Origin of the sequence: Pseudomonas sp. NY15181 (genome assembly GCF_048068055.1) — a bacterium.
In the GTDB taxonomy this organism is placed as follows: domain Bacteria; phylum Pseudomonadota; class Gammaproteobacteria; order Pseudomonadales; family Pseudomonadaceae; genus Pseudomonas.
The window spans coordinates 292,374-314,300 of record NZ_JBLUPT010000006.1 but is presented as its reverse complement, the minus strand read 5'-3'; the positions used below and the strand labels follow the sequence as shown (position 1 = coordinate 314,300).

Sequence of the window (21,927 nt, the reverse complement as noted above, 5' to 3'; positions counted from 1 at the left end):
CCTGGGCATAACTTGCCGGGGCACCTGATATCGTTCAAATTGTTTATCACGATGCACGCCATAAGCCAGACATATACCCTATGAACCTCTTCCAGCTCCGAGCCTTCGACGCGGTCGCCCGCGAACGCAGCTTCACCCGCGCCGCCGAGCGCCTGTTCATCAGCCAGCCCGCCGTCACCGGCCACGTGAAGGCGCTCGAGGAGCACTACCAGGTCAACCTGTTCCGCCGCACTGCGCGGGGCGTGGAGCTGACCGAGGACGGCGTGCGCCTGTCAGCCATCAGCCGGACGCTGTTCGCGCTGGAAGAAGAAGCCGAGGCCCTGCTCGACGCCAGCCGCGAACTGGTGACCGGGCGCATCGAAGTGGCCGCCGACGGCCCGCACCTGGTGATGCCGATGCTCGCCAGGCTGCGCGCGCGCTACCCCGGCATCACCGTCAACCTGCGCCTGGGCAACGCCCAGGAAACCCTCGCTGCGCTGCTCGACGAGCACGTGGATATCGCCGTGCTGACCGAAATCGAGCCGCGTCCGGGCCTGTTCCTGCGCGAGCTGGTGGAGTCGCGCATCTGCGCCCTGGTGCCGGCCAGCCACAGCTGGAGCGAGCACGTCGGCGAGCTGCCGCTGAGCGAACTGGACCAGCAGATCATGTTGCTGCGCGAACCCGACTCCATCACCCGCCGCACCTTCGATGCGGCCTGTGCCGAGCAGGCGGTGCAGCCGCGCGTGCTGCTGGAGCTGGACAGCCGCGAGGCGGTGACCGAGGCCGTGGCGGCGGAACTGGGGATCGGCATCGTGTCGTCGCTGGAGATCAGCCCGGACCCACGGGTGAAGGCGGTGCCTCTCGGCGGCGACGGGTTGCTGAACCGCCACGCCATCGGTTGCCTAGAACGGCGCCGGGGTTTGCGGGTGGTGAGTGCGTTTCTGGAGCTGGCGGAGGGTTGAGGCACGGCTAACCGTAGGGCGTATAACGCTCCGCGTTATACGCCGTTTGCCCTTGGCCCCACGCGCCCCAAGCTCAATCCCGGAGCCGCCGACGAGACAGGGTGAACCGGCGTACAACCGCGAACGGTTGTACGCCCTACGCCTGGCGGGACCTGTGGTGCGATGCGGTTCGCGAGCAAGCTCGCTCCTACAGGAACGCCTGGCTGGGCCGTTTTTCGTAGGAGCGAGCTTGCTCGCGAACAACCACGGTGCCGCCCTGCTCCATAGGTAAATCCTCTTTCACCAGGCCATGATTGTCCCGGGGCACTCCGATATCGACCTCGAAGCGAACAATGAGCAAGGCGAACCGGCGTACAACCGCAAACGGTTGTGCGCCCTACGCCGGTATATCCTCGCGCACCAGATCGAGGAAGGTCGCCACGATCCGCCGCGTGCTCTGCTCGCGCAGGCACACCAGCGTCTCGCTCATGCGCCAGTGACAATCGAGGATCGGCAGCGCATGTACGCGGGCGTCCGCGCCCAGTTCGGCGGCGGACACCACGCCGACGCCAATGCCCACCGCCACCGCCTCCAGCGACGCCTCGCGGCCTTCCACCTCGATGGCTGGGCGAATGCGCAAGCCGGCGCGGGCCATCTCCTCTTCCAGCATCTGCCGGGTCACCGAGCCCTGCTCGCGCAGTACCAGCGGCATGTCGTCGAGGTCGGCCAGTTCGATGGCTTCGCGTCCGGCCCAGGGATGGCCGAGACCGACGAAGGCGACGATGGGGTCGCTGCGCAGGGTGAAGGTCAGCAGACGCTCGTCCTGCACCTCGCGCCCCAGCAGGGCCAGGTCGGCGTGGTAATCGAACAGCCGCTGCAGGGATTCGTCGGTGTTGCCCGTCTCCAGTTTCACCCGGATGCCTGGATGGCGCTGGCAGAAGCGCGCGATCTGCGGCAGCACGTGCACCGGCGCGTCAACCGCCAGGGTCAGGCTGCCGGTCTGCAATGCGCTGGACTCCTGCAGCAGCTCCTGCGCCTCGGCCTCGATGACGAACAGCCGCTGGGTCACCGCCAGCAGGCGCTCACCCAGTTCGGTCAGGCGCACCGAGCGCTTGTTGCGGTGGAACAGCAGCACGCCATAGCGCTCCTCCAGCTTGCGCACCTGGTCGGAAACCGCAGGTTGGGTGAGGAACAGGCGCTCGGCGGCGCGGGTGAAGCTGCCGTGTACGGCGACGGCATGGAACGCCTTGAGCTGGGCATGGGAAACGGACATGGAGGGCCTCTGGCACGGGACTCATGACCCACCTCCGCCATACAGACGGAAAGCGACTATAAGGTCATTCACGCAAAACACTACCGCCATGGCCCCTTGTCATACAAGCACAGCTTATTTTTGAAATCTGATAAATCGATTTCAGTTATTTATTCGAAATTGTTTCCATCCCTCCACCGCCGCGATCAGCGACGGTACCCGGACAGCCTCCGCGCTTCTGACCCGCACCGCGAAGACGGTGCGACGTGCTCAAAAAACAAAAACAAGACAGGCGTTACCCCACTGACTGCCGGCACAGCACAACAACAATAGAGGTCAGATCATGCTCAACCCCCAAGGCACCGCTTCGCCGCGTTCGCCCCTTGCATCGATGAAACGCTGGCGCTGGCAGATCTTCGCCATCACCTGGCTGGCCTACGCAGCCTTCTACTTCACCCGCAAGGCCTTTTCGGTGGCCAAGCTGGGCATCGCCGAAGACCCCAGCTTCCATCTCGACAAGATCGCGATGGCCAACCTCGACGCCATCTACCTCGCCGCCTACGCAGTGGGCCAGTTCACCTGGGGCGTCTTCGCCGACCGCTTCGGCCCGCGGGTGGTGGTGCTGGGCGGCCTGCTGATCTCCGCGGCTGCAGCCCTGGTGATGGGCAGCTTCGCCACCCTGCCGATCTTCGCCACCTGCATGGTGGTGCAGGGCCTGGCGCAGTCCACCGGCTGGTCCGGGCTGTGCAAGAACGTCGGCAGCTTCTTCGCCACCCATGAGCGCGGCCGCGTGCTCGGGCTATGGAGCACCTGCTACGCCTTCGGCGGGCTGGTCGCCTCGCCCTTCGCCGGCTGGTGGGCCTATGAAGTGTTCGGCACCTGGCACGCGGCCTTCTATTCCAGCGCCGTGGTGGTCGGTGGCGTGGCGCTGCTGTTCCTGCTGCTGCAGCGCAACCGTCCGCAGGACGTGGGCCTGCCGCCGGTGGAGCCGGACGTCCAGCAGCCAGAAGCAGTGCGCTACGCCGGCTTCAAGCCGGAAGGCCAGAACGGCAGCTCGCTGCGCATTCTCGGCAAGGTGCTGCGCAACCGCACGGTACTGACCCTGGGCCTGGCCTACTTCCTGCTCAAGCCGGCGCGCTACGCCATCCTGCTGTGGGGGCCGGTGATCGTCTACGAACGCATGCCGACGCTGGGCAAGGTCGGTGCGGCGATCCTGCCGTCGGCCTTCGAGGTCGCCGGGCTCCTCGGCCCGATCCTGATCGGCTACGCCTCGGACCGCCTGTTCGGCGCCCGCCGCATGCCGGCCTGCGTGCTCAGCCTGCTCGGCCTGACCGTCTGCCTGGCGTTGTTCGTCCCGTCGATGCAGACCGGCAGCAGCCTGATGGTGCTCGGCCTGCTGTTCATGATGGGCCTGACCCTGTACGGACCGGACTCGATGATCAGCGGCGCCGCCGCCGTGGACTTCGGTACCGGCGAAGCGGCCGGCACCGCGGCGGGATTCGTCAACGGCTGCGGCTCGGTGGGTGCGATTCTCGGCGGCCTGCTGCCGGGTTACTTCGACACCTACACCGTGTTCATCGGCTTCACCGTCGCCGCGCTGGTCGCCGCCGGAGTACTGATCCCGCACTGGAACAGCCGCCCGGAGAACACCCGCCAGAACGAAACCCTCCAGGACCCGCAACTGACCGCGCGTCCCGCACGCACCTGAGCAACGCCCCCGCTTCCCCCTCACAAGCCGGCTGAGGGGACGGGCGAGGCCGCCCCGCGCGCGCCTCGCCCTTTTTTCATGGCGCCCCCACGGCACCCGACCGAAAAGCGGTCTTGTGCCCTTCGTTCCGCACGAATAATAATAATTATCATTTGCAAATTATTCCTGCTGGACGCCCCTGTGAGCACTTCCAACCTCGACGCGGTTTTCCTGGCCCAACGCCTGCCGCTGCTGCGCACGCTGGTGCGGATGGTGAAGAACCCGAGCATCGCCGAAGACCTGGTACAGGAAACCTACCTGCGCGTCGCCCGCACCCTGCACGAACGCCGCATCGACCACCTCGAACCCTTCCTCTTCCAGACCGGCCGCAACCTCGCGCTGGACCACCTGCGCCACCTGCGCCTGCAATCGCGGACCCTGCTCGACGACGTTCCCGCCCAGGTGCTGCAAGCCGTGCCGGCGCCCGGCTCCAGCGCCGAAGACCAGCTCCACGCGGAGAAGCTGCTGGAGCGCCTGGGCGCGACCCTCGGCCAGCTCAGCCAGCGCCAGCAGCGCATCTTCATCCTCAGCCGCCTGCATGGCTGCGGCTATGCGGAGATCGCCGAGCAGCTCGGCGTCTCCCCGAGCACGGTGCAGAAGGAGCTGAAGCTGATCATGGCGATCTGCGTCGGCCTGGTCAGCCGCCTTGAGGAGAGGGTATGACGGACTACCGTTCGCCAGCCGGTTCGACAAGAATACGCGGCCCCCAATCCCAGGATCACGCCGCGGCACGCCCTGTGTCGCACCCCGCGCCACCCGACGACCAGCCGACGGCTGAAGCCCTCGACTGGCTGATGCTCGAGGACGACATGGATGCCGCGACGCGCCAGCGCTTCGAAGCCTGGCTCGGCGCCAGCGAAGTCAACGCGCGGGCCTACCGGCGGGTGCGGGATGCCTGGCAATCGCCGCTGCTGACCCGCGCGGCGGCACGCCTGGAACAACGACTGGCGGCGCCGCCTCGCCGACGGCCATGGTGGTTGCCGGTGGCAGCCGCCGCAGTGCTGGCCCTGGCGGTAGGTGTCGCGCTGCAGGGCGACCTGCTGCTGCGCCTGCGCGCGGACCACCTGACCGCCGTGGGCGAACGACAGAACCTCGACCTGGCGGACGGCTCCCGGGTCCTGCTCAATACCGATACCGCCCTCTCCAGCCGCATCGACGAGCAGCAGCGCATCGCCCGCCTGTATCGCGGCGAGGCGTACTTCGACGTCGCCCATGACCGCAACCGCCCCTTCGAGGTGGAAGCCGGTCCGGTGCAGGTCACGGTGCGCGGCACGGCCTTCGCCGTGCGCTACCTGGGCAACGAGGCGGAAGTCAGCGTGCAGCGCGGCGAAGTGGACCTGCGCACGCCCCTGGACGACGCACGCGTCAGCCTCGGCGCCGGCGACAGCATCCGCGTCGGCCCGCAGGGCTTCGGCGAACGCCAGCACAGCGCAGACGGGCAGGCGCAGCTGGCCTGGGTCAAGGGCCGCATGGTGTTCGAGAACTGCCCGCTCAGCCAGGTGCTCGCCGAATTGCGGCGCTACTACCCCGGCTGGATCGTCTCTACCAACGAGCGCCTGGCGAACGTCAGCGTCACTGGCAACTGGCGCCTCGACGACCCGCTGGGCGTGGCGCGCGCCCTGGCCCGGATCGCCTCCGCACAGCTGCACGAATACCCGAAACTGCTGATCCTCGACTGATCGCTCCCTCCTGGACAGAAAGTATTTTTACGCGGTCGCGCCGGCTCGTTCGTTTAGTCAGAAGCCAATGCAATAGATTCGCATTTACGAATGCGAACGACGACTGACTAAGAGAGCCCTTCGATGCCCATCGCTTCTTCGCGTGCCCCTCTGCGCCACCCCGCCCGCATCTCCCTGCTGGCCCTGTCCATCGGACTGGCCAGCCTGCCGGCAACCACCGCCCTCGCCGCAGATGCAGCGGGCAGCCAGGCCCAGGCCGGCTACCGCTTCGACATCCCCCGCCAACCGCTGGCCCAGGCGCTGAACGCCTTCAGCGCGGTAACCGGCTGGCAGGTCGGCGTCGCCGGCGAGCTGGCCGAGGGCATCGAGTCGCCCGGCGTCAACGGCCGCCTGCCGGCCGACCAGGCGCTGAAGAACCTGCTCGCCGGCACCGGCCTGAACGCCCGCACCCTCGGCCCGCGCAACGTAATACTGGAGCGCAACCTGTCGGCGGTGGCGGAAATGCAGCCGCTGACCATCACCGCCACCCGCCAGGCGCAGAGCGTGACCCTGGTGCCTAGCACGGTGAACGTGGTGGACCGCAGCGAACTGGACCGCAAGAACGTCAACACCATCAAGGAACTGGTGCGCGACATGCCCGGCGTCTCGGTGGGAGGCACCGGCAACCGCGCCGGCATCACCGGCTACAACATCCGCGGCATCGACGGCGACCGCGTGCTGACGCAGATCGACGGCGTCGAGGTTCCCAACAGCTTCTTCAACGGCCCCTACGCGCAGACCGAGCGCAACTACGTCGACCCGGAAATCGTCAAGCGCGTGGAGGTGCTGCGCGGCCCGGCCTCGGCGCTCTACGGCAGCAACGCCATCGGCGGCGCGGTGAGCTACTTCACCCTGGATGCGGACGACATCATCAAGGACGGCCAGGACGCGGGGGCGCGCCTGAAGACCGGCTACAGCTCCGCCGACGACAGCTGGCTGACCTCCGGCACCGTGGCCGGCCGCAGCGACAGCTTCGACGCCCTGCTGCACCTGAGCCAGCGCAACGGCCACGAGACCGAATCCTACGGCAGCACCGGCGGCACCGGCCTGTCGCGCACCGAGGCCAACCCGCAGGACGCGCGCACCACCAACGTGCTCGCCAAGCTTGGCTGGAAGTATGCCGAGGGCGAGCGCTTCGGCCTGGTCTACGAGAAGTACAAGGACGACCGCGACACCGACCAGAAGAGCGCCTACGGCGGCCCCTACTACGGCGGCAAGCCGACCATCCCGGAACGCATATTGCCCGGCGGCATGTACCAGTGGCGCACCGGCAACGACACCATCACCCGCGAGCGCTTCGGCCTGGAGCACGATCTGCTGCTCGACAGCGCGATGGCCGACCACGCCCGGTGGACCTTCAACTACCAGACCGCCAAGACCGACCAGAGCACCGAAGAGTTCTACTACCCCATCACCCGCCAGGTGCTGCGCACCCGCGAAACGCTGTACAAGGATCGCCAGTGGGTGTTCGACCTACAGTTGGACAAGGCCTTCCTCGTCGGCGAGACCGACCACCTGCTGACCTATGGCACCACCCTGAAGCGGCAGAAAGTCACCGGCTACCGCGAAGGCGACGCCACCTGCCTCGCGGTCGGCCGTGGCTGCACGGCCCCCGGCGCGCCCAGTTCGGTGCCCGACGACAGCCTGGAGCGCACCAGCGACTTCCCCGATCCGACCATCGACACCTATGCCTTGTTCGCCCAGGACCAGATCAGCTGGAACGCCTGGACCTTCCTGCCCGGCCTGCGCTACGACTACACCCGCCTGAAGCCGCACATCACCGACGAATTCCTCAATTCCGTGGACCAGAGCGGTGAAGGCGAAGTCAGCAGCGAAGACAAGAACTGGCATCAGCTCTCGCCCAAGCTCGGCGTGACCTACGCCTTCAACGACAATTACCTGTGGTTCGGCCAGTACGCCCAGGGCTTCCGCACACCGACGGCGAAGGCGCTGTACGGCCGCTTCGAAAACCCCGGCGCCGGCTACCGGGTCGAGCCCAACCCCGACCTCGACCCGGAACGCAGCCAGAGCTACGAGACCGGCCTGCGCGGCAACTTCAAGGAAGGCTCCTTCGACGTCGCGGTGTTCTACAACAAGTACCGCGACTTCATTAACGAGGACGCCATCACCCCCGGCTACAGCGAGCCGACCTTCCAGAGCAACAACATCGAGAAAGCCATCATCAAGGGCGTCGAGCTCAAGGGTCGCCTGGAACTGGGTGCCTTCGGCTCGCCCCAGGGTCTCTACACCAAGGGCGCGGTGGCCTACGCCTACGGCGAGAACAAGGACACCGGCGAACCGATCAACAGCGTCAATCCGCTCACCGGCGTGTTCGGCCTGGGCTACGACGAACAGGCCGGCCGCTACGGCGCGCTGCTCGACTGGACCCTGGTCAAGCGCAAGGACCGCGTCGACGACAGCAACTTCAAGGCCCCCGACGGCACCAGCAGCCAGTTCAAGACCCCGGGCTTCGGCATTCTCGACCTGACCGGCTACTACAAGCTGACCGACGACCTGACCGTCAACGCCGGCCTCTACAACCTCACCGACAAGAAGTACTGGCTGTGGGACGACGTGCGCGGCTACGACAGCGTCGGCGAAGCCTCGGTGCTGGCCCCGGCCAACCTTGACCGTCTGACCCAGCCCGGGCGCAACTTCGCGGTCAACCTGGTGTGGGATATCTGACGAGGTCCGCTGCGCGCCGATGCCAGGCGTAGGGCGGATAACGTTCGACGTTATCCGCCGTTTGACCTTGCCCCCAGACCGCTCCAGGGCTGGCACGAAGTCGCAGCTTCAAGGCACTCCGGGCTCAACCATGGCACCGACGATAAGCACGGTGTATCGGCGTACAACCGCGAACGGTTGTACGCCCTACGCCGCCACCCACAATCTTTACGCTGTTCCGAGGCCTCGTTCGTCTCGTCAGCAAAGCCCCGAAATTTCAAGGAATTGGACATGACCACAGTGGAACTCCCCGCCCTGCGCTCGCAGCGCCTGAACGCGCTGACCCACGCCCCGCACGGGCGTCTCGACCACGCCGTGAAGGCCCGCGAGCCCTTCTCCAGCCGCGAGCGCTTCGCCCGCTTCGTGGTCGCCCAGTACCTGTTCCAGTCCGAGCTGCAGGCGCTCTACCAGGACGCCGAACTCGGCACGCTCTTCCCCGATCTGCCGCAACGCTGCCGCGCCGAACAGGCCCGCCTGGACCTGGCCGACCTGGCCACCGAGGTGCCCGCCCCGGTAGCCGGCGCTCTCGCCAAACCGAGCCGGGCCCATGCCCTGGGCTGGCTGTTCGTTTCCGAAGGCTCCAAGCTCGGCGCCGCGTTCCTGATCAAGCGCGTAGCCGCCCTGGGCCTGGACGAGAACACCGGCGCCCGTCACCTGGGCGAGCCGGAAGGCGGCCGCGCGGAAGGCTGGAAACGCTTCACCCGTACCCTCGACGGCCTGGAACTCAGCGAGGCCGAAGAGCGTGAGGCCGAAGCCGGCGCCATCGCCGCCTTCGAGCGCTTCGCCCACCTGCTGCAGCACAGCTACGACAGTGCTCCCGCCACCGTCTGACGTCGCGGCGCGCATCGCTTTCGCGCTGCTCGCTTACACGAGCCTGGGCGTGGGCATGGTCGGGCTGGTGCTGCCGGGGCTGCCGACCACCGAGTTCGTCCTGCTGGCCGCCTGGGCCGCCGCGAAAAGCTCGCCCCGCCTCGCCGCCTGGCTGGAGAACCACCGGCTGTTCGGCCCGATCCTGCACAACTGGCGCAACGGCCGCGCCGTCGCCCGCCGCGCCAAGATCGGCGCCAGCGTGGCGATGCTCGCGGCCCTGGCGATCATGCTGGTCACCCTGCCCCACGGCTTGTGGCTCTACGCGGTGATCCTCGGCATGGCGGTTGGCAATCTGTGGATCTGGTCGCGCCCGGACATGCCCGGGCCGTAGTCAGCGCGGTGGCGCGGGCCTATGCTGGAAGTCCGATCCACACTGCCAGCCAGAGCCATGAGCCAACCCACCAGCAAAGTCGACGCCGTCCTCGCCGAAGCACAACGCCGCCGCGAAAGCAGCTACCGCGAAAAGGCCCTGAAGATGTACCCCTGGATCTGCGGCCGCTGCGGCCGCGAATTCAGCGGCGTGCGCCTGCGCGAACTGACCGTCCACCACCGCGACCACAACCACGACAACAACCCCGAGGACGGCTCCAACTGGGAACTGCTGTGCCTCTACTGCCACGACAACGAACACCAGAGGCAGGTGGATCTGCATTACCAGAACAGCAACGACGCCGGCGCCAAAGGGCCGAAGGTCACCCACAAGGGGCTGGCCGGGCTGGCGGATCTGCTGAAGAAGAAGGAAGACGGGCAGGCCTGACAACCGCCCAGCCCCGTAGGAGCGGATTTATCCGCGATGCGGCCGCAAGGCCGGCCACGTCAATCGCGGACGGAGTCCGCTCCTACTGGTGCCCCATTCATTTGGAGGTCGGTTTGTCTGTAGGAGCGAGCTTGCTCGCGAACCCGCTTCACGCAGGAACCCCCGGTGCCATGCGTTCGCGAGCAAGCTCGCTCCCACAAAGGGCCGATCAGGCACTTCGAGCTCAACCGCGAACGGTTGTACGCCCTACCAAAGCCTTCAGCGCAGCCCGGCAACGATCTCCAGCGAACGCAGCCGCAGTTCGTGGTCGTAGATGTCGCTGGTGAAGATGATCTCGTCCACCCCGGTCTGCTCCAGCAGGATTTCCAGGCGGCTGCGCACCTTCTCCGGGCCACCGATCACCGCGAGGCCGAAGAAGTTGCCCACCGCGTCCTGCTCGTGGGGCAGCCACAGGCCGGCCATGCTCGGCACCGGCGGCTTCTGCTTCAGGCTGTCGCCACGGATCAGCGCCAGCACGCGCTGGAACGCGGTGGTCGCCAGGTATTCGGCTTCCTCGTCGGTGGGCGCGGCGATCAGCGGCACGCCGATCATGGCGTAGGGCTTGTCGAGCACCGCCGAGGGCTGGAAATTCTCGCGGTAGATGCGCAGCGCATCGTGCAGGTAGCGCGGCGCGAAGTGCGAGGCGAAGGCATAGGGCAAGCCCTTCTGCGCCGCCAGGTGGGCGCTGAACAGGCTGGAGCCCAGCAGCCAGATCGGCACGTTGGTGCCCTCGCCCGGAATGGCCAGCAGCGACTGCTGCGAGCGGCGCGGACCGAGGAGCATTTCCAGCTCGGCGACCTGCTCGGGGAAGTCGGTGCCATCGCCCAGGCGGTCGCGGCGCAGTGCGCGCATGGTGGCCTGGTCGGCGCCCGGCGCGCGGCCCAGACCCAGGTCGATGCGGCCCGGATAGAGGGTCTCCAGGGTGCCGAAGTTCTCCGCCACCACCAGCGGCGGATGGTTCGGCAGCATCACCCCGCCGGAGCCGACGCGGATACGTTCGGTCTTGCCGGCGATGTGGCCGATCAGCACGGCGGTGGCCGAGCTGGCGATGCCGTCCATGTTGTGGTGCTCCGCCAGCCAGTAGCGGGTAAAGCCCAGGCGCTCGACGTGACGGGCGACCGCGACGGCGTTGTGCAACGCCTCGGCAGCGGTGCCCTGGTCGCGCACGGGCACCAGGTCGAGCATGGAGAAAGCGATATCGGACAGGGACTTCATAGGCACTCCGCTTCGGGTCACGCAGACGCCGCACGGACGGGGCGTCGCGGACATGACTTTGAACGTGACTCTATCGACCACCTCCCCCGCTGACCACTCGTCGGGGTCGATAGTGCTCATGAAGGCCAGTGATAGAGGAAATGGCGGGCTGCCATCAGCACTTCACGCAACCGTCACCGGACTGTCATGCGCCACCCGGAGAATGCCTCCCAGCTGAAGGACCAGCACCCATCAAACAGAAAGCCCGCATAAGCGGGCTTTTTGCTTTGTGGCGCGTGCCTCAGGGACGGTTCTTCACCATCTCGAACAGCTTCAGGCGATCGCTCAATTCCTGCAGGGTATGGCGGAACGGGTCGTGCTGCTCGCTGGTGGTCGGGTCGGCGAAGCTCCACACCATCACTTCGCTGGAGCTGGGCAGCTCCTCGCCTTCGCGGCTGGACTTGTCGCACAGGTCGATCAGGTAATCGAAGTGCTGGCCGTTGAACTCATCGATGGACTTGCTGCGCAGCCCTTCGGTGGAGATGCCGGCGTGCTCCAGGACCTCGCGGGCGCGCGGATCGATGGCGCTGGGATGGATGCCGGCGCTGAAGGCTTCGAAGTGCTCGGCATCGGAATGCCGCAGCAGCGCTTCGGCCATCGGCGAGCGGGCATCGTTGGCGACGCAGACGAACAGGACTCGGCGTTTCTCGGTCATCACTACCTCAGCTCGGGACTCGGGTTCGGCCCCTTATACGCCAGGTTTTGTGACAGTGCCGTGTCGCAACGATGAAGGCGTCCGGATTCAACACAGTACGAGGTAGTCGCTGCGCTGCACCACCCCGCGATGCTCGCCGGCCAGCAGGTGGACGTAACGGCCGCCGGCCTGGTCGATGGGGAGGCAATCGTCGACGTCCAGCAAGGCGTCGGTATGCGGCTTGTCCCAGCCGCGCGGCAGGCGGTGCCTGCCCAGCGCCTTGGCCTGCGCCGCGTCGCGGGCGACCACCAGCAGGTAATGGTGCGCCTCGCCGAACTGGCCGGGCTCGTAGCCGCCCAGGTTGATGAAGAACAGCCGTGGTTCGCCCGGCGCCGGCTGCTGGTCGCTGAAGACGACGCGGTAGCCATCGATGCCGTCGACCTCCAGCCAGGAGTCGATGTGCAGGCCCTGCGGGCTGCCGAACCAGGCGTCGCGCAATTGCGGGTAGCTGGCTTCCAGGCTGTCCGCCACGGCGAACACCACGTCGTGCACCTCGATCTTCGCGCGCGGATGACGTCCGCCCAGCATCACCACCAACAGCATCGCACCTACTCCTTTCGAATCGCAGCCGCTTTACAACGGTCATTCCCTGATGAGGGGACGCATCCTACTGAAAAAAATACCCCATCCGCTATATAGCTTTGTATATTTTGATTCCCCGTATCCGCCTGTACCGATCCATGAACACATGCACCTCCAGCAAGCGCTCCCGCTATACGCGCCCGAGCCTCAGCATCCGCGACCGCAATCGCCAGCGCATCCTCCTCGCCGCCGGCGAAGAGTTCGCCGACAAGGGCTTCAGCGCCGCCAAGACCCAGGACATCGCCACCCGCGCCGAGGTGCCCAAGTCCAACGTCTACTACTACTTCCAGACCAAGGAAAACCTCTACCTGCGCCTGCTGGAGAACGTGGTGGACGCGGTGCTGGAAGCCTCTGCCCTGCTGCGCGAATGCGACGATCCCGCCTGGGCGCTGCCCGCGCACATCCGCGCGCGCCTGCACATCGCCCGCCAGTGGCCGCAGGCCTACAAGGTCTTCGCCAGCGAAATGCTCCACGGCGCACCGCACCTGCCGCGGGAGTGGCTGCAGCGCCTGCGCGCGGAGTCCGCCCGCAGCCTGGAGTGCATCGCCGCCTGGATCGACCGCGGCCTGCTCGCCCCGGTGGACCCGCAACACCTGCTGCTGAGCATTTCCGCGGCCACCCGCACCTATGTGGACTTCGACTGGCAGATCGCGATGATCACCGGCAAGACGCAGCCGGACGCCAGCGATTTCGAAGCGGCGGCGTCGACCATCATCCGCCTGGTCCTGCGCGGCACCGAACCCGAGCCGGCGGCACGGCTGCGCCCCTTGCCGCTGTAGCGCGAGGCCGAGGCTGCACTAAGCTTGGGATGTCCGCACGGTTCTGCACCGTGCCCACATTCGCCTGGGAGACGCCATGAAATCGCTAACGACCGCCGCCGCGCTGCTGATTTTCACCTCGCTCGTCGTGATGCAGCCCGCTGCCGCCGCCATCCCCATGCTCAACTACGACTGCCCGAACGACATCCAGGTCCACACCGACGAGGGCGGGCCGGTCTACATCAATGGCAAGGAAGCCAAGATCAAGCAGAGCAATGACAAGTACATCGAGGCCAAGGGCGACGGCGTGACCGTCTCCATCAGCCTCAATGACGACGGCACCGCCACCGTTTCCTACACCGGACCGAAAGGCGCCAACGGCGTCTGCGAACCCGCCGAAGGCGACTGAGTCCGGCTCAGGGCTTTTTCGGCGCCCGCGCCAGGCAGCGCTTGTAGCGCTCGTCCACGCGCTGGGCGAACCAGGCGGTGGTCAACTGGCGGGTGATCTTCGGGCTGTGCAGCGTGATGCCCGGCAGGATCGCCCGAGGCAATGGCTTGCCGGCGGCGCGCTCGCCCAGCGCGAAGACCTTGGTGTAAAGCGTCGACTTGGCGAACTCCGGCGTATCGCCCTTCTCCAGATCGCGGCGGATATCCCGCTCGCTCATCCCCAGGCGCGGCGCCAGCGTGCGCACGGCCTTCTCGGTGCTGCCGGCGTCGTAGCTGCCCGGCAGGATCAGGTCGCCATCCAGCGCCAGGGTGATGCCGCTGGCCTCGCTCACCGCACGCTGGAAGGCGGCGTTGCGACTGGCGTACCAACCGGCGTTGAAGTCGGCGAAACGATACAGCGGCTGCGAGTAGTCCACCGGATAACCCAGCAGGTGGGCGATCCCGAAGTACATGCCGCCGCGCCGGCTGAACACCTCGCGGCGAATGGTGCCGTCCACCGGGTAGGGATAGCCGTCGGCGTGGTCCTGGGCGAAGGCGATGCTGACCTGCATCGGCCCGCCGGTATGCACCGGGTTGAAGCGGCCGAAGAGTTGCTGGCCCAGCGGTACGCCGCCGATGAAATCATCGAAGATCGCGCTCAGCTCCTTCTCCGTACGCACGGCCGCAAGGCGCTGGCTGTAGCTGCGCCCGTTCGGCGACTTCAGGCTCAGCGCGGCGTCGATCAGGAGGCCCGGCACATGCAGCTTGCCGGCGCGCCGGTCGATCTCGCCACGGGCGATCTTGCCCAGTCCGGGCACGGCGGGGTCGGCCGTGTAGTTGGACTCCTGCTCGGTCACCGCCAGTACCGAGCAGAGGTTCTGGGTGGTCGGCGCAATGCGCTGGCTGGCGAAGGCAACCTGGATGTCCCGCGCCCAGCCGGGGCGGTCGGCGACGCTGGCGGGCATCAGCTTCGCCACTGTCGCGCGCACTTCTTCCGGGGTGGCCTCCGGCGCGCTCGGCCGGGTGCCACAACCGGCCAGCGCCAGCAGCGCGGCCAGGCCCAGCAGGCGGAGCATCTTGATTCGAGGGAAGGGCCTGTCCAGGCCGGGGGTATCTGCCATCAGGGCAGCCGCATTCATAATCCATTCCTTGCTTGGAGACCGCCAACACTTTTCCGCCTACAGAGACGGCACCTGACGGCGCAGGTTCCCTGGCATTGTCAGCCAAGCAGGGATTTCAGCGCCAGGCCAGGCGCCTCAGGTCGAAACTCCAGCCACGCTGCATGCCGGCGGCTGCCAGCAGGATGGCAGCCACGCCAAGCCACTGCAGTGCCGTCAGGTGGTGGCCGAAGGCGAACCAGTCGACGAAGATCGCCGCGATCGGATAGATGAACGACAGCGCGCCGGTCAGCGCCGTCGGCAGCTTCTGGATGGCGCCGTAGAGCAGCACGTACATGATGCCGGTATGCACGATGCCCAGGGTCGCCAGGCTGGCCCTGGGCATCGTGCTCGACTGCGGCAGCGGCGAGTGATTGACCCAAGGCGCCAGCAGCAGCACGCCGGTCACCGCCTGGATCAGCGCGATCAGGTGCGGCGGCACGCCGCTCAGGCGCTTGATGATCAACGCCGCCACCGCATACAACGCCGCCGCGCCGAGCGCCAGGGCGATGCCGCCGAGGTAATCGCTGCCCACCTGCCCTTCACCACCATGGGCGCTGACGATGGCCAGCATGCCAAGGAAGGAAACGCCCAGCCAGGCCAGCTTCTGCGCGGTCACCCGCTCGCCGAGGAACAGCGCTCCCAGTAGCACCAGCAGGAAGGGCTGCACGTTGTACACCGCCGTGCCGATGGCGATGGACGCCCGCGAGTAGGAACCGAACAGCAGCACCCAGTTGCCGACGATGGCCACGCCGCTGAGCAGCGCCAGGCCGAAGGTGGCGCGGGTGAGGATGCCCGGCCGCAGGAAGCCCATCAGGCCGCAGATCACCAGCAGGGTCGCGGCGCCGAACACGCAACGCCAGAACACCACATCCAGTACCGGCTCCCCGGAGACCACCACCAGCCAGCCGATGGTTCCGCAGATCAGCATGGCGCTGACCATTTCCAGGGTGCCGCGTCGAATCCGCTCGTTCATGGTTCACCTCCTTACGTTGGCGCTCAGTATGAACGGGTGATTCAACGCACTCCATCGCCTGGCAGAGGCAAAACCCAAGGATCACCTTTACTATCAAGGCAACTCTTGCCATTTACCTTTCGAGGCCGCCATGACCGACGAAATCGACCAACTGCTGATCGCCGCGCTGATGGAAGACTCTCGCCTCTCGCTCAAGGCCCTGGCCCAGGTCAGCGGCCTGAGCGCCCCCAGCGTCGCCGAGCGGCTGCGCAAGCTGGAGGAGCGCCAGGTGATCACCGGCTACACGGTGAACGTCGACCCGCGCGCCTTCGGCTACCAGTTGCAGGCCATCGTCCGCGTGCGGCCGCTGCCGGGGCGGTTGCAGGAAGTGGAGAAGCAGATCATGGCGATTCCCGAGTTCACCGAGTGCGACAAGGTGACCGGGGAGGACTGCTTCTATGCGCGGCTGTGCGTGCGCTCGATGGAGCAGCTGGATGAGTTGCTCGATCACCTGAACGGCTTTGCCGAGACCAATACGGCGATCGTAAAGAAGAGCCCGGTGAAGCGGCGGTTGCCGCCGATGGCGTGACCCCCGCATTCGTAGGGCGTACAACCGTTCGCGGTTGTACGCCGTTTCGCCGTGTCCACCGACGGCTTCGCGTTCGACCTTGAAGTGGGCTTGGGCAATGGTCAAACGGCGTATAACGTCGAACGTTATACGCCCTACGCTTCTGCCCCTGAGTGCCCGCTCAGAACAACCCCATCTGCCGATTGATCAGCGCCGCGAAATCATCCTCCACGAACGGCAGGATGGCATCGGCGATCGGCTGCAATTGCCGGCTGACGTAATGGTCGTAGTCGATGGGCGAGCTGCGGGTCTCCAGCGGCTCCGGGCCGTTGACCGTGATCACGTAGCTGATCCAGCCGCCGTTCTGGTACTGGCGCGGGCGGCCCTGGCGCTCGTTGTACTCGTCGGCGATCCGCGCGGCGCGCACATGGGGCGGGACGTTCCGCTCGTAGTCGCCCAACTGCCGGCGCAGGCGCTTGCGGAAGATCAGCAATTCGTCCTGCTCGCCGGCCAGGGTGCGGTTCACGTAGTCGCGGACGAACTCGCGGTACGGCTGGCGCTGGAAGATCCGCTGGTACAGCTCCTGCTGGAACTGCTGGGCCAGCGGCGACCAGTCGGTGCGCACGGTTTCCAGGCCCTTGAAGACCATTTCGTCGCTGCCGTCGGCACGGCGCACAAGGCCGGCATAGCGCTTCTTGCTACCCTCCTCCGCACCACGGATCGTGGGCATGAGGAAGCGCCGGAAGTGTCGCTCGAACTGAATCTCCAGCGCACTTTCCAGTCCGTACTCCTCGCGCAGATGCTCGCCCCACCACTGGTTGACGTGGCGCACCAGCGCGCGACCGATCTCGGCCGCCTCGTCCTCGCCATGGGCGCGGCCGAGCCAGACGAAGGTGGAGTCGGTGTCGCCATAGATCACCCGGTGCCCCTGCGCTTCGATCAGCTCGCGGGTGCGGCGCATGATCTCGTGGCCGCGCATGGTGATCGACGACGCCAGGCGCGGATCGAAGAAGCGGCAGCCGCTGGAGCCGAGCACGCCGTAGAAGGCGTTCATGATGATCTTCAGCGCCTGGGACAGCGGCGCGTTGCCGTCGCGCTTGGCGGCGTCGCGGCCCTGCCAGACACGCTCGACGATGGCCGGCAGGCAATGCTGGGTGCGAGAAAATCGCCCGCCACGAAAACCGGGGATCGAGGCCTCGTCGGACGGATCGCTCAACCCCTCCACCAGCCCGACCGGGTCGATCAGGAAGGTGCGGATGATCGAGGGGTACAGGCTCTTGTAGTCCAGTACCAGTACCGACTCGTAGAGCCCCGGCCGCGAGTCCATGACGAAGCCGCCGGGGCTCGCCTCCGGCGCCTTGCCGCCGAGGTTCGGCGCGACGTAGCCCAGGCGGTGCATCGGCGGCAGGTACAGGTGGGTGAAGGCCGCCACCGAGCCGCCGCTGCGGTCCGCCGGCAGGCCGGTGACGCTGGCGCGTTCGAGCAGGAAGTCGAGGATGCGGGTCTTCTCGAAGATGCGCGTGACCAGCTCACAGTCCCTGAGGTTGTATTTCGCCAGCGCCGGCTTGTCCTCGGCGAAGCGACGGTCGATCTCGGCCATGCGGTCGTAGGGATTGTCGATCGACTTGCCCTCGCCCAGCAGACTCTGCGCGACGCTTTCCAGGCTGAACGAAGGGAAGCTCCAGAACGCCGAGCGCAGCGCCTCGATGCCGTCGATGATCAGCCGCCCGGCTGCCGCGGCAAAGTAGTGATTGCTTGAGGCGTGCTGCCGCCAGCCCATCTCGTCGCCGCCACGCCCCAGGCGCAGCGGGACTTCCAGGCGCTTGGCATGCTCCTGCAGCACGCGCAGGTCGAACTGCACCAGGTTCCAGCCGATGATGGCGTCCGGGTCGTGCTCCGCCAGCCATTGGTTGAGGCGCTCGAGGATCTGCGCGCGGCTGTCGCAATACTCCAGCTCGAAATCGCGCTCGCCGTCGACGCCGTTGGCCGGGCCGAGCATGTAGACCTGGCGCTGGCCGCAGCCTTCCAGGGCGATGGAATAGAGGTCGCCACGGATATTGGTTTCGATGTCCAGCGAGACCAGTTTCAGTTTCGGCCGATAGTCCGGCGTCGGGCGCAGTTGCGCTTCGACGACGTTGCCGGCGTCCCCCGTTTTGCCGCTGACAGTCACGGGCGCGGTGATGAAGCGCTCCATCAGGTAGCGCTCGGGCGGGCGGATGTCCGCCTCGAACACCTCGACGCCCGCCTCGCGCAGGCGCTTCTCCAGGTTCATCAGCTGGCGATGCTGCTGGCAGTACAGGCCCAGCACCGGGCGTTGCTGGAAGTCGCGCAGGCCCAGCGGGCGCAACTCGGCGCCGCGTTCGCCGGCCAGCAGCTTTTCGGCGCGAGCACGCTGTTCAGCAGGCACGAAGGCCACCGACGTCTGCGGTGGCAGCAACACATGCCGGGGCCCATCGTCGGTGGCCAGCCAGAAACCCACCTCGGTGCCTTCGGGCGTATCCCGCCAATGTCGGGTCAGGACGAAACCCTGCCTTGCCTCCACGCTCTAACCATCCGTCTGTCGATTCACCCCGCCATTCTACCGGTCCGCCCGTGGATTCGTTGCAAGGCGTGTAAATCCGACCGATGCGTTTGACGCACGCCCCGCGTCTGCCCAAGCTAGCGGGCTTTCGTTTGCCTGCCAGGATTTGCCTGTGACCGTTTCGCCCCGCCACTGGACCCGCCCCCTCCTCGCCTCCCTCTGCATCGCCGCCCTGCTTTCGGGCTGCGGCCTGTTCGGCAAAAAGCCCGAAGAAGCCAAGGCGCCGACCTACTCCAAGGCCGACTGGGCGGACCTGCCGAAGACCGCCGACAGCGACGTCGTGCAGGGTTTCAACGCCTGGCGCTCGGCCTGCGCGGTGCGCCTGAAGAAGGACGAGATCTGGGCCGCCACCTGCACCCAGGCCCTGGACGTACCCGCTTCGCCAGCGGCGATCCGCCAGTTCATGCAGGACCACCTGCAGCCCTACCAGCTGCGCTCGGGCGAAGGCAGCGAGACCGGCCTGATCACCGGCTACTACGAGCCGGTCTACCGCGGCAGCCTGGAGCGCAGCGCGCAGCACGGCGTACCGGTGTACGGTGTGCCGTCCGACCTGGTGGTGGTGGCGCTGGACAGCGTCTATCCCGAACTCAAGGGCAAGCGCCTGCGCGGCAAGCTCGACGGCAATACCCTGAAGCCCTACGCCGATGCCGCCGGCATTCGCCGCGAAGGCGTCAACGCGCCGGTGCTGGCCTGGCTGGGCGACCCGATGGACCTGCAATTCCTGCAGATCCAGGGCTCCGGCCGCGTACAACTGGACTCCGGGCGCCAGTTGCGCCTGGGCTACGCCGAGCAGAACGGCCGCCCCTACAAACCGGTGGGCCGCTGGCTGGTGGAACAGGGTGAACTGAGCAAGGACGAAGTGAGCATGCCGCGCATCCGCGACTGGACCCGCGCCCACCCGCAGCGGGTCGACGAGCTGCTGGCGAGCAACCCCAGCTACGTGTTCTTCAGCCAGCGCCCGGACAGCAACGAAGGCCCGCGCGGCTCGCTGAACGTACCGCTGACCCCCGGCTACAGCGTGGCCATCGACCGCAAGGTGATCCCCCTGGGCAGCCTGATGTGGCTCTCCACCACCCGCCCGGACGGCGCGCCGGTGGTGCGCCCGGTGGCGGCGCAGGACACCGGCGGCGCCATCGTCGGCGAGGTGCGCGCGGACCTGTTCTGGGGCACCGGCGATGCCGCCGGCGACCTCGCCGGGCACATGAAGCAGGAAGGCCAGCTGTGGCTGCTCTGGCCCAAGGGCGCGGAGCTGCCGGGCGCCTGACGTCATCGTCGATGCACCTTTCGCAGGCAACTGCCTTCATCCGGAGAGCCTGTGCCTGCGCGTCCCCCTCACCCCAGCCCTCTCCCTCAGGGAGAGGGCGCCGTCCGTGCCGGCTGATACCGTAGTTTCAGCCGGCACCGATCAGTCCCCTCTCCCGCTCGCGGGAGAGGGTTAGGGTGAGGGGCTGTTGATCTCGTAGGAGCGGACTCCGTCCGCGATCAGCCAGCGCCACGGGGCACTCCGAGCACACCACCGTAGGAAATTCAGGCTCCGAAGCTAGGGGAAATTCTTACTCGTCCTACAGAGCTCCCTGAATCCCAGACCTCACCGCGACTCGGACAATGGTCCACGAACTCAGGCCCCCGGTTACTGGCCGGCACGCTGGGTCCGCCCCATCAACCTGTTCGCAGTGATCGTCATGAAGCACAAGCAAGCCCCTCTCCGCTCCCAACGTCAGCACCGTGGCTGGCCACTCGATTTCGATGTGCTCTGCTGGATCGGAGCCATTGCGCTGCTGCTTCTACTGATCGGGGGCAAACAGATTTTCGGGACCTGGCTGCCCGGAACCGGCGCCATCGAATACCAGCGCAGCATTCCCCAGCGGCTCGACCTGCCAGCAACACAAGCCCTGGCGGTGGTGAACCCTTCCCGACACTAAGTGGCGAGGCTTCAGTTGCCCTGGCGGAACTGCCCCGGCGTCATTCCGCTCCAGCGGCGGAAGGCCTTGGCGAAGGCGCTCTCATCGGAGAAGCCGAGCCGCTCGGCCACTTCTGCCAGGCGTGGCGACTCGCGCAGCAACTGCTCGGCCATGCCGTGCAGCACCTGCTCGCGCAGCAGCTTGAAGCTGGTGCCTTCGTCGGCCAGCTTGCGGTTGAGGTGGCGCCCGCTGAGCGCCAGTTGCTCGGCGACCCGCTCCTTGCCCCAGCGCGGCTGCTGGCGCAGCAGTTGCTGCACCTGGGCCGCCAGGCTCTGCGCGCCCAGGCGCTGGAGTTGCGCGTCGGCCAGCGCGCGCAGGTGCTCGCGCATCAGGGCGTTGGCCTGGATCAGCGGTACATCGAGGTCCGCCAGGGCGAAGCACAGGGCGTTCTCCGCTTCGGCGAAACCCACGGGACAGCCCAACACCTGCTCGTAACGGGAGCGCTCCGCACGCGCCGGGTGACTCAGGCTCAGGCGCAGCGGCGTCACCCGCTCGCCGGTGATCCAGCGAGTCAGATGAACCAGGCTGGCCAGCGCGGCTTCCACCCGTTCCTCACGGCGCACCTCGTAGCTGGGCCGGTAGACCAGGCGGACCCGCTCGCCAGCGCGTTCGAGCTGGAACTCGCTGCCCTCGGCGATGATCGGGTAGTACTCCAGCAGGGCCTCCAGCGCCTCGCCGAAATGCTCGCAGCTCATCAGCAACGCGCCGACCATGTCCAGGTGGCCGACCTGCAGGGCGCTGCCCAGGCGCAGCCCCACCAGCGGGTCGTCGGAGGCCGCGCACAGGCTTTCCCAGATCCGGTCCTGCGCGGCCAGCGGGATGCGCGCCTCCACGGGCAGCTCAGTGGGCACCGGCAGGCCCAGGCGCTGCGCCGCCTGGAGGATGCCCTGGGCATAGTGGACAGTGATCGATGGGCTGTGGGGCATGGTCCCGAATTAACCGCGCGAAGTCTCGAATGAGCCGT

Annotated in this window: 21 protein-coding genes; 13 read left to right on the top strand and 8 right to left on the bottom strand. The window is 67.0% G+C overall.

Features of this window, described 5'->3' with window-relative positions:
* The first annotated feature begins 80 nt into the window (after positions 1–80).
* Complete coding sequence (locus ACNFBT_RS16720; protein WP_416751168.1) at positions 81–941, top strand: LysR substrate-binding domain-containing protein; 861 nt, start codon at positions 81–83, stop codon at positions 939–941.
* 376 nt (positions 942–1,317) lie between these two features.
* Here ACNFBT_RS16720 and ACNFBT_RS16715 read toward each other — a convergent pair whose 3' ends face one another.
* Entirely contained in the window at positions 1,318–2,193 is an 876-nt protein-coding gene (locus ACNFBT_RS16715) for a LysR substrate-binding domain-containing protein (RefSeq protein ID WP_416751166.1), read from the bottom strand.
* Between the two features lie 322 nt (positions 2,194–2,515).
* Between ACNFBT_RS16715 and ACNFBT_RS16710 the strand changes: the two genes are divergently transcribed.
* From ACNFBT_RS16710 to ACNFBT_RS16680, 7 genes are all read left to right on the top strand, one after another.
* Entirely contained in the window at positions 2,516–3,880 is a 1,365-nt protein-coding gene (locus ACNFBT_RS16710; RefSeq protein ID WP_416751164.1) for an MFS transporter, read from the top strand.
* A gap of 180 nt (positions 3,881–4,060) precedes the next feature.
* Complete coding sequence (locus ACNFBT_RS16705; protein WP_416751162.1) at positions 4,061–4,582, top strand: RNA polymerase sigma factor; 522 nt, start codon at positions 4,061–4,063, stop codon at positions 4,580–4,582.
* Positions 4,579–5,598 carry a FecR family protein gene (locus ACNFBT_RS16700; RefSeq protein WP_416751160.1) on the top strand — a complete coding sequence of 340 codons (1,020 nt, stop codon included), beginning with the start codon at positions 4,579–4,581 and terminating at the stop codon, positions 5,596–5,598. The genes ACNFBT_RS16705 and ACNFBT_RS16700 overlap by 4 nt, the downstream gene beginning before the upstream one ends.
* A gap of 123 nt (positions 5,599–5,721) precedes the next feature.
* Entirely contained in the window at positions 5,722–8,322 is a 2,601-nt protein-coding gene (locus ACNFBT_RS16695) for a TonB-dependent receptor (RefSeq protein ID WP_416751158.1), read from the top strand.
* A gap of 270 nt (positions 8,323–8,592) precedes the next feature.
* A complete protein-coding gene (locus tag ACNFBT_RS16690) occupies positions 8,593–9,192 on the top strand; it encodes a biliverdin-producing heme oxygenase (RefSeq protein WP_416751156.1) in 600 nt (199 codons plus the stop codon).
* Complete coding sequence (locus ACNFBT_RS16685; RefSeq protein ID WP_416751154.1) at positions 9,173–9,562, top strand: YbaN family protein; 390 nt, start codon at positions 9,173–9,175, stop codon at positions 9,560–9,562. The genes ACNFBT_RS16690 and ACNFBT_RS16685 overlap by 20 nt, the downstream gene beginning before the upstream one ends.
* 57 nt (positions 9,563–9,619) lie before the next feature.
* Positions 9,620–9,988 carry a YajD family HNH nuclease gene (locus ACNFBT_RS16680; protein ID WP_207885604.1) on the top strand — a complete coding sequence of 123 codons (369 nt, stop codon included), beginning with the start codon at positions 9,620–9,622 and terminating at the stop codon, positions 9,986–9,988.
* A 258-nt stretch (positions 9,989–10,246) separates the two neighbouring features.
* Here ACNFBT_RS16680 and ACNFBT_RS16675 read toward each other — a convergent pair whose 3' ends face one another.
* The 3 genes from ACNFBT_RS16675 to ACNFBT_RS16665 all read right to left on the bottom strand — a co-directional run bounded on the left by ACNFBT_RS16675 (position 10,247) and on the right by ACNFBT_RS16665 (position 12,518).
* Positions 10,247–11,242 (bottom strand): LLM class flavin-dependent oxidoreductase, encoded by a 996-nt coding sequence (locus ACNFBT_RS16675; protein WP_416751152.1) that lies wholly within the window; start codon positions 11,240–11,242, stop codon positions 10,247–10,249.
* A 280-nt stretch (positions 11,243–11,522) separates the two neighbouring features.
* On the bottom strand, positions 11,523–11,936 hold the full coding sequence (locus ACNFBT_RS16670; protein WP_416751150.1) for an arsenate reductase ArsC: 414 nt from the start codon (positions 11,934–11,936) through the stop codon (positions 11,523–11,525).
* Between the two features lie 87 nt (positions 11,937–12,023).
* The gene (locus ACNFBT_RS16665) at positions 12,024–12,518 is read right to left on the bottom strand and encodes a DUF1543 domain-containing protein (protein ID WP_416751148.1); all 495 of its coding nucleotides are present in this window, start codon (positions 12,516–12,518) and stop codon (positions 12,024–12,026) included.
* Positions 12,519–12,655: 137 nt separating this feature from the next.
* Between ACNFBT_RS16665 and ACNFBT_RS16660 the strand changes: the two genes are divergently transcribed.
* Complete coding sequence (locus ACNFBT_RS16660; RefSeq protein ID WP_416751146.1) at positions 12,656–13,336, top strand: TetR/AcrR family transcriptional regulator; 681 nt, start codon at positions 12,656–12,658, stop codon at positions 13,334–13,336.
* A 76-nt stretch (positions 13,337–13,412) separates the two neighbouring features.
* Complete coding sequence (locus tag ACNFBT_RS16655) at positions 13,413–13,724, top strand: hypothetical protein (RefSeq protein WP_416751145.1); 312 nt, start codon at positions 13,413–13,415, stop codon at positions 13,722–13,724.
* 7 nt (positions 13,725–13,731) lie between these two features.
* Here ACNFBT_RS16655 and ACNFBT_RS16650 read toward each other — a convergent pair whose 3' ends face one another.
* Together ACNFBT_RS16650 and ACNFBT_RS16645 are read right to left on the bottom strand one after the other, a co-directional pair.
* On the bottom strand, positions 13,732–14,817 hold the full coding sequence (locus tag ACNFBT_RS16650) for a DUF1615 domain-containing protein (protein WP_416751218.1): 1,086 nt from the start codon (positions 14,815–14,817) through the stop codon (positions 13,732–13,734).
* A gap of 160 nt (positions 14,818–14,977) precedes the next feature.
* Positions 14,978–15,874: a DMT family transporter gene (locus ACNFBT_RS16645; protein ID WP_416751143.1), complete on the bottom strand. Its 897-nt coding sequence runs from the start codon at positions 15,872–15,874 to the stop codon at positions 14,978–14,980.
* Between the two features lie 130 nt (positions 15,875–16,004).
* On the opposite strand from ACNFBT_RS16645, the gene ACNFBT_RS16640 reads away from it, so the two are divergent.
* Positions 16,005–16,442 carry an Lrp/AsnC family transcriptional regulator gene (locus tag ACNFBT_RS16640; protein WP_416751141.1) on the top strand — a complete coding sequence of 146 codons (438 nt, stop codon included), beginning with the start codon at positions 16,005–16,007 and terminating at the stop codon, positions 16,440–16,442.
* Positions 16,443–16,602: 160 nt separating this feature from the next.
* Here the strand turns inward: ACNFBT_RS16640 and ACNFBT_RS16635 are convergent, their stop codons facing one another.
* Complete coding sequence (locus ACNFBT_RS16635) at positions 16,603–18,963, bottom strand: DNA polymerase II (protein WP_416751139.1); 2,361 nt, start codon at positions 18,961–18,963, stop codon at positions 16,603–16,605.
* Positions 18,964–19,114: 151 nt separating this feature from the next.
* Between ACNFBT_RS16635 and ACNFBT_RS16630 the strand changes: the two genes are divergently transcribed.
* On the top strand, positions 19,115–20,266 hold the full coding sequence (locus ACNFBT_RS16630) for a murein transglycosylase A (protein WP_416751137.1): 1,152 nt from the start codon (positions 19,115–19,117) through the stop codon (positions 20,264–20,266).
* A 418-nt stretch (positions 20,267–20,684) separates the two neighbouring features.
* On the top strand, positions 20,685–20,924 hold the full coding sequence (locus tag ACNFBT_RS16625) for a hypothetical protein (protein ID WP_416751136.1): 240 nt from the start codon (positions 20,685–20,687) through the stop codon (positions 20,922–20,924).
* Between the two features lie 11 nt (positions 20,925–20,935).
* Here ACNFBT_RS16625 and ACNFBT_RS16620 read toward each other — a convergent pair whose 3' ends face one another.
* Positions 20,936–21,889, bottom strand: coding sequence for an AraC family transcriptional regulator (locus tag ACNFBT_RS16620; RefSeq protein ID WP_416751134.1), 954 nt, complete (start codon positions 21,887–21,889; stop codon positions 20,936–20,938).
* Positions 21,890–21,927: the final 38 nt, after the last annotated feature.

Bases quoted from the DNA above. Each gene is read 5' to 3' on its own strand.
- ACNFBT_RS16720 (WP_416751168.1), top strand. From the start codon at position 81: ATGAACCTCTTCCAGCTCCGAGCCTTCGACGCGGTCGCCCGCGAACGC.
- ACNFBT_RS16715 (WP_416751166.1), bottom strand. From the start codon at position 2,193: ATGTCCGTTTCCCATGCCCAGCTCAAGGCGTTCCATGCCGTCGCCGTA.
- ACNFBT_RS16690 (WP_416751156.1), top strand. From the start codon at position 8,593: ATGACCACAGTGGAACTCCCCGCCCTGCGCTCGCAGCGCCTGAACGCG.
- ACNFBT_RS16645 (WP_416751143.1), bottom strand. From the start codon at position 15,874: ATGAACGAGCGGATTCGACGCGGCACCCTGGAAATGGTCAGCGCCATG.
- ACNFBT_RS16640 (WP_416751141.1), top strand. From the start codon at position 16,005: ATGACCGACGAAATCGACCAACTGCTGATCGCCGCGCTGATGGAAGAC.
- ACNFBT_RS16675 (WP_416751152.1), bottom strand. From the start codon at position 11,242: ATGAAGTCCCTGTCCGATATCGCTTTCTCCATGCTCGACCTGGTGCCC.
- ACNFBT_RS16650 (WP_416751218.1), bottom strand. From the start codon at position 14,817: ATGCTCCGCCTGCTGGGCCTGGCCGCGCTGCTGGCGCTGGCCGGTTGT.
- ACNFBT_RS16620 (WP_416751134.1), bottom strand. From the start codon at position 21,889: ATGCCCCACAGCCCATCGATCACTGTCCACTATGCCCAGGGCATCCTC.
- ACNFBT_RS16625 (WP_416751136.1), top strand. From the start codon at position 20,685: ATGAAGCACAAGCAAGCCCCTCTCCGCTCCCAACGTCAGCACCGTGGC.
- ACNFBT_RS16695 (WP_416751158.1), top strand. From the start codon at position 5,722: ATGCCCATCGCTTCTTCGCGTGCCCCTCTGCGCCACCCCGCCCGCATC.
- ACNFBT_RS16700 (WP_416751160.1), top strand. From the start codon at position 4,579: ATGACGGACTACCGTTCGCCAGCCGGTTCGACAAGAATACGCGGCCCC.
- ACNFBT_RS16710 (WP_416751164.1), top strand. From the start codon at position 2,516: ATGCTCAACCCCCAAGGCACCGCTTCGCCGCGTTCGCCCCTTGCATCG.
- ACNFBT_RS16655 (WP_416751145.1), top strand. From the start codon at position 13,413: ATGAAATCGCTAACGACCGCCGCCGCGCTGCTGATTTTCACCTCGCTC.
- ACNFBT_RS16665 (WP_416751148.1), bottom strand. From the start codon at position 12,518: ATGCTGTTGGTGGTGATGCTGGGCGGACGTCATCCGCGCGCGAAGATC.
- ACNFBT_RS16660 (WP_416751146.1), top strand. From the start codon at position 12,656: ATGAACACATGCACCTCCAGCAAGCGCTCCCGCTATACGCGCCCGAGC.
- ACNFBT_RS16680 (WP_207885604.1), top strand. From the start codon at position 9,620: ATGAGCCAACCCACCAGCAAAGTCGACGCCGTCCTCGCCGAAGCACAA.
- ACNFBT_RS16670 (WP_416751150.1), bottom strand. From the start codon at position 11,936: ATGACCGAGAAACGCCGAGTCCTGTTCGTCTGCGTCGCCAACGATGCC.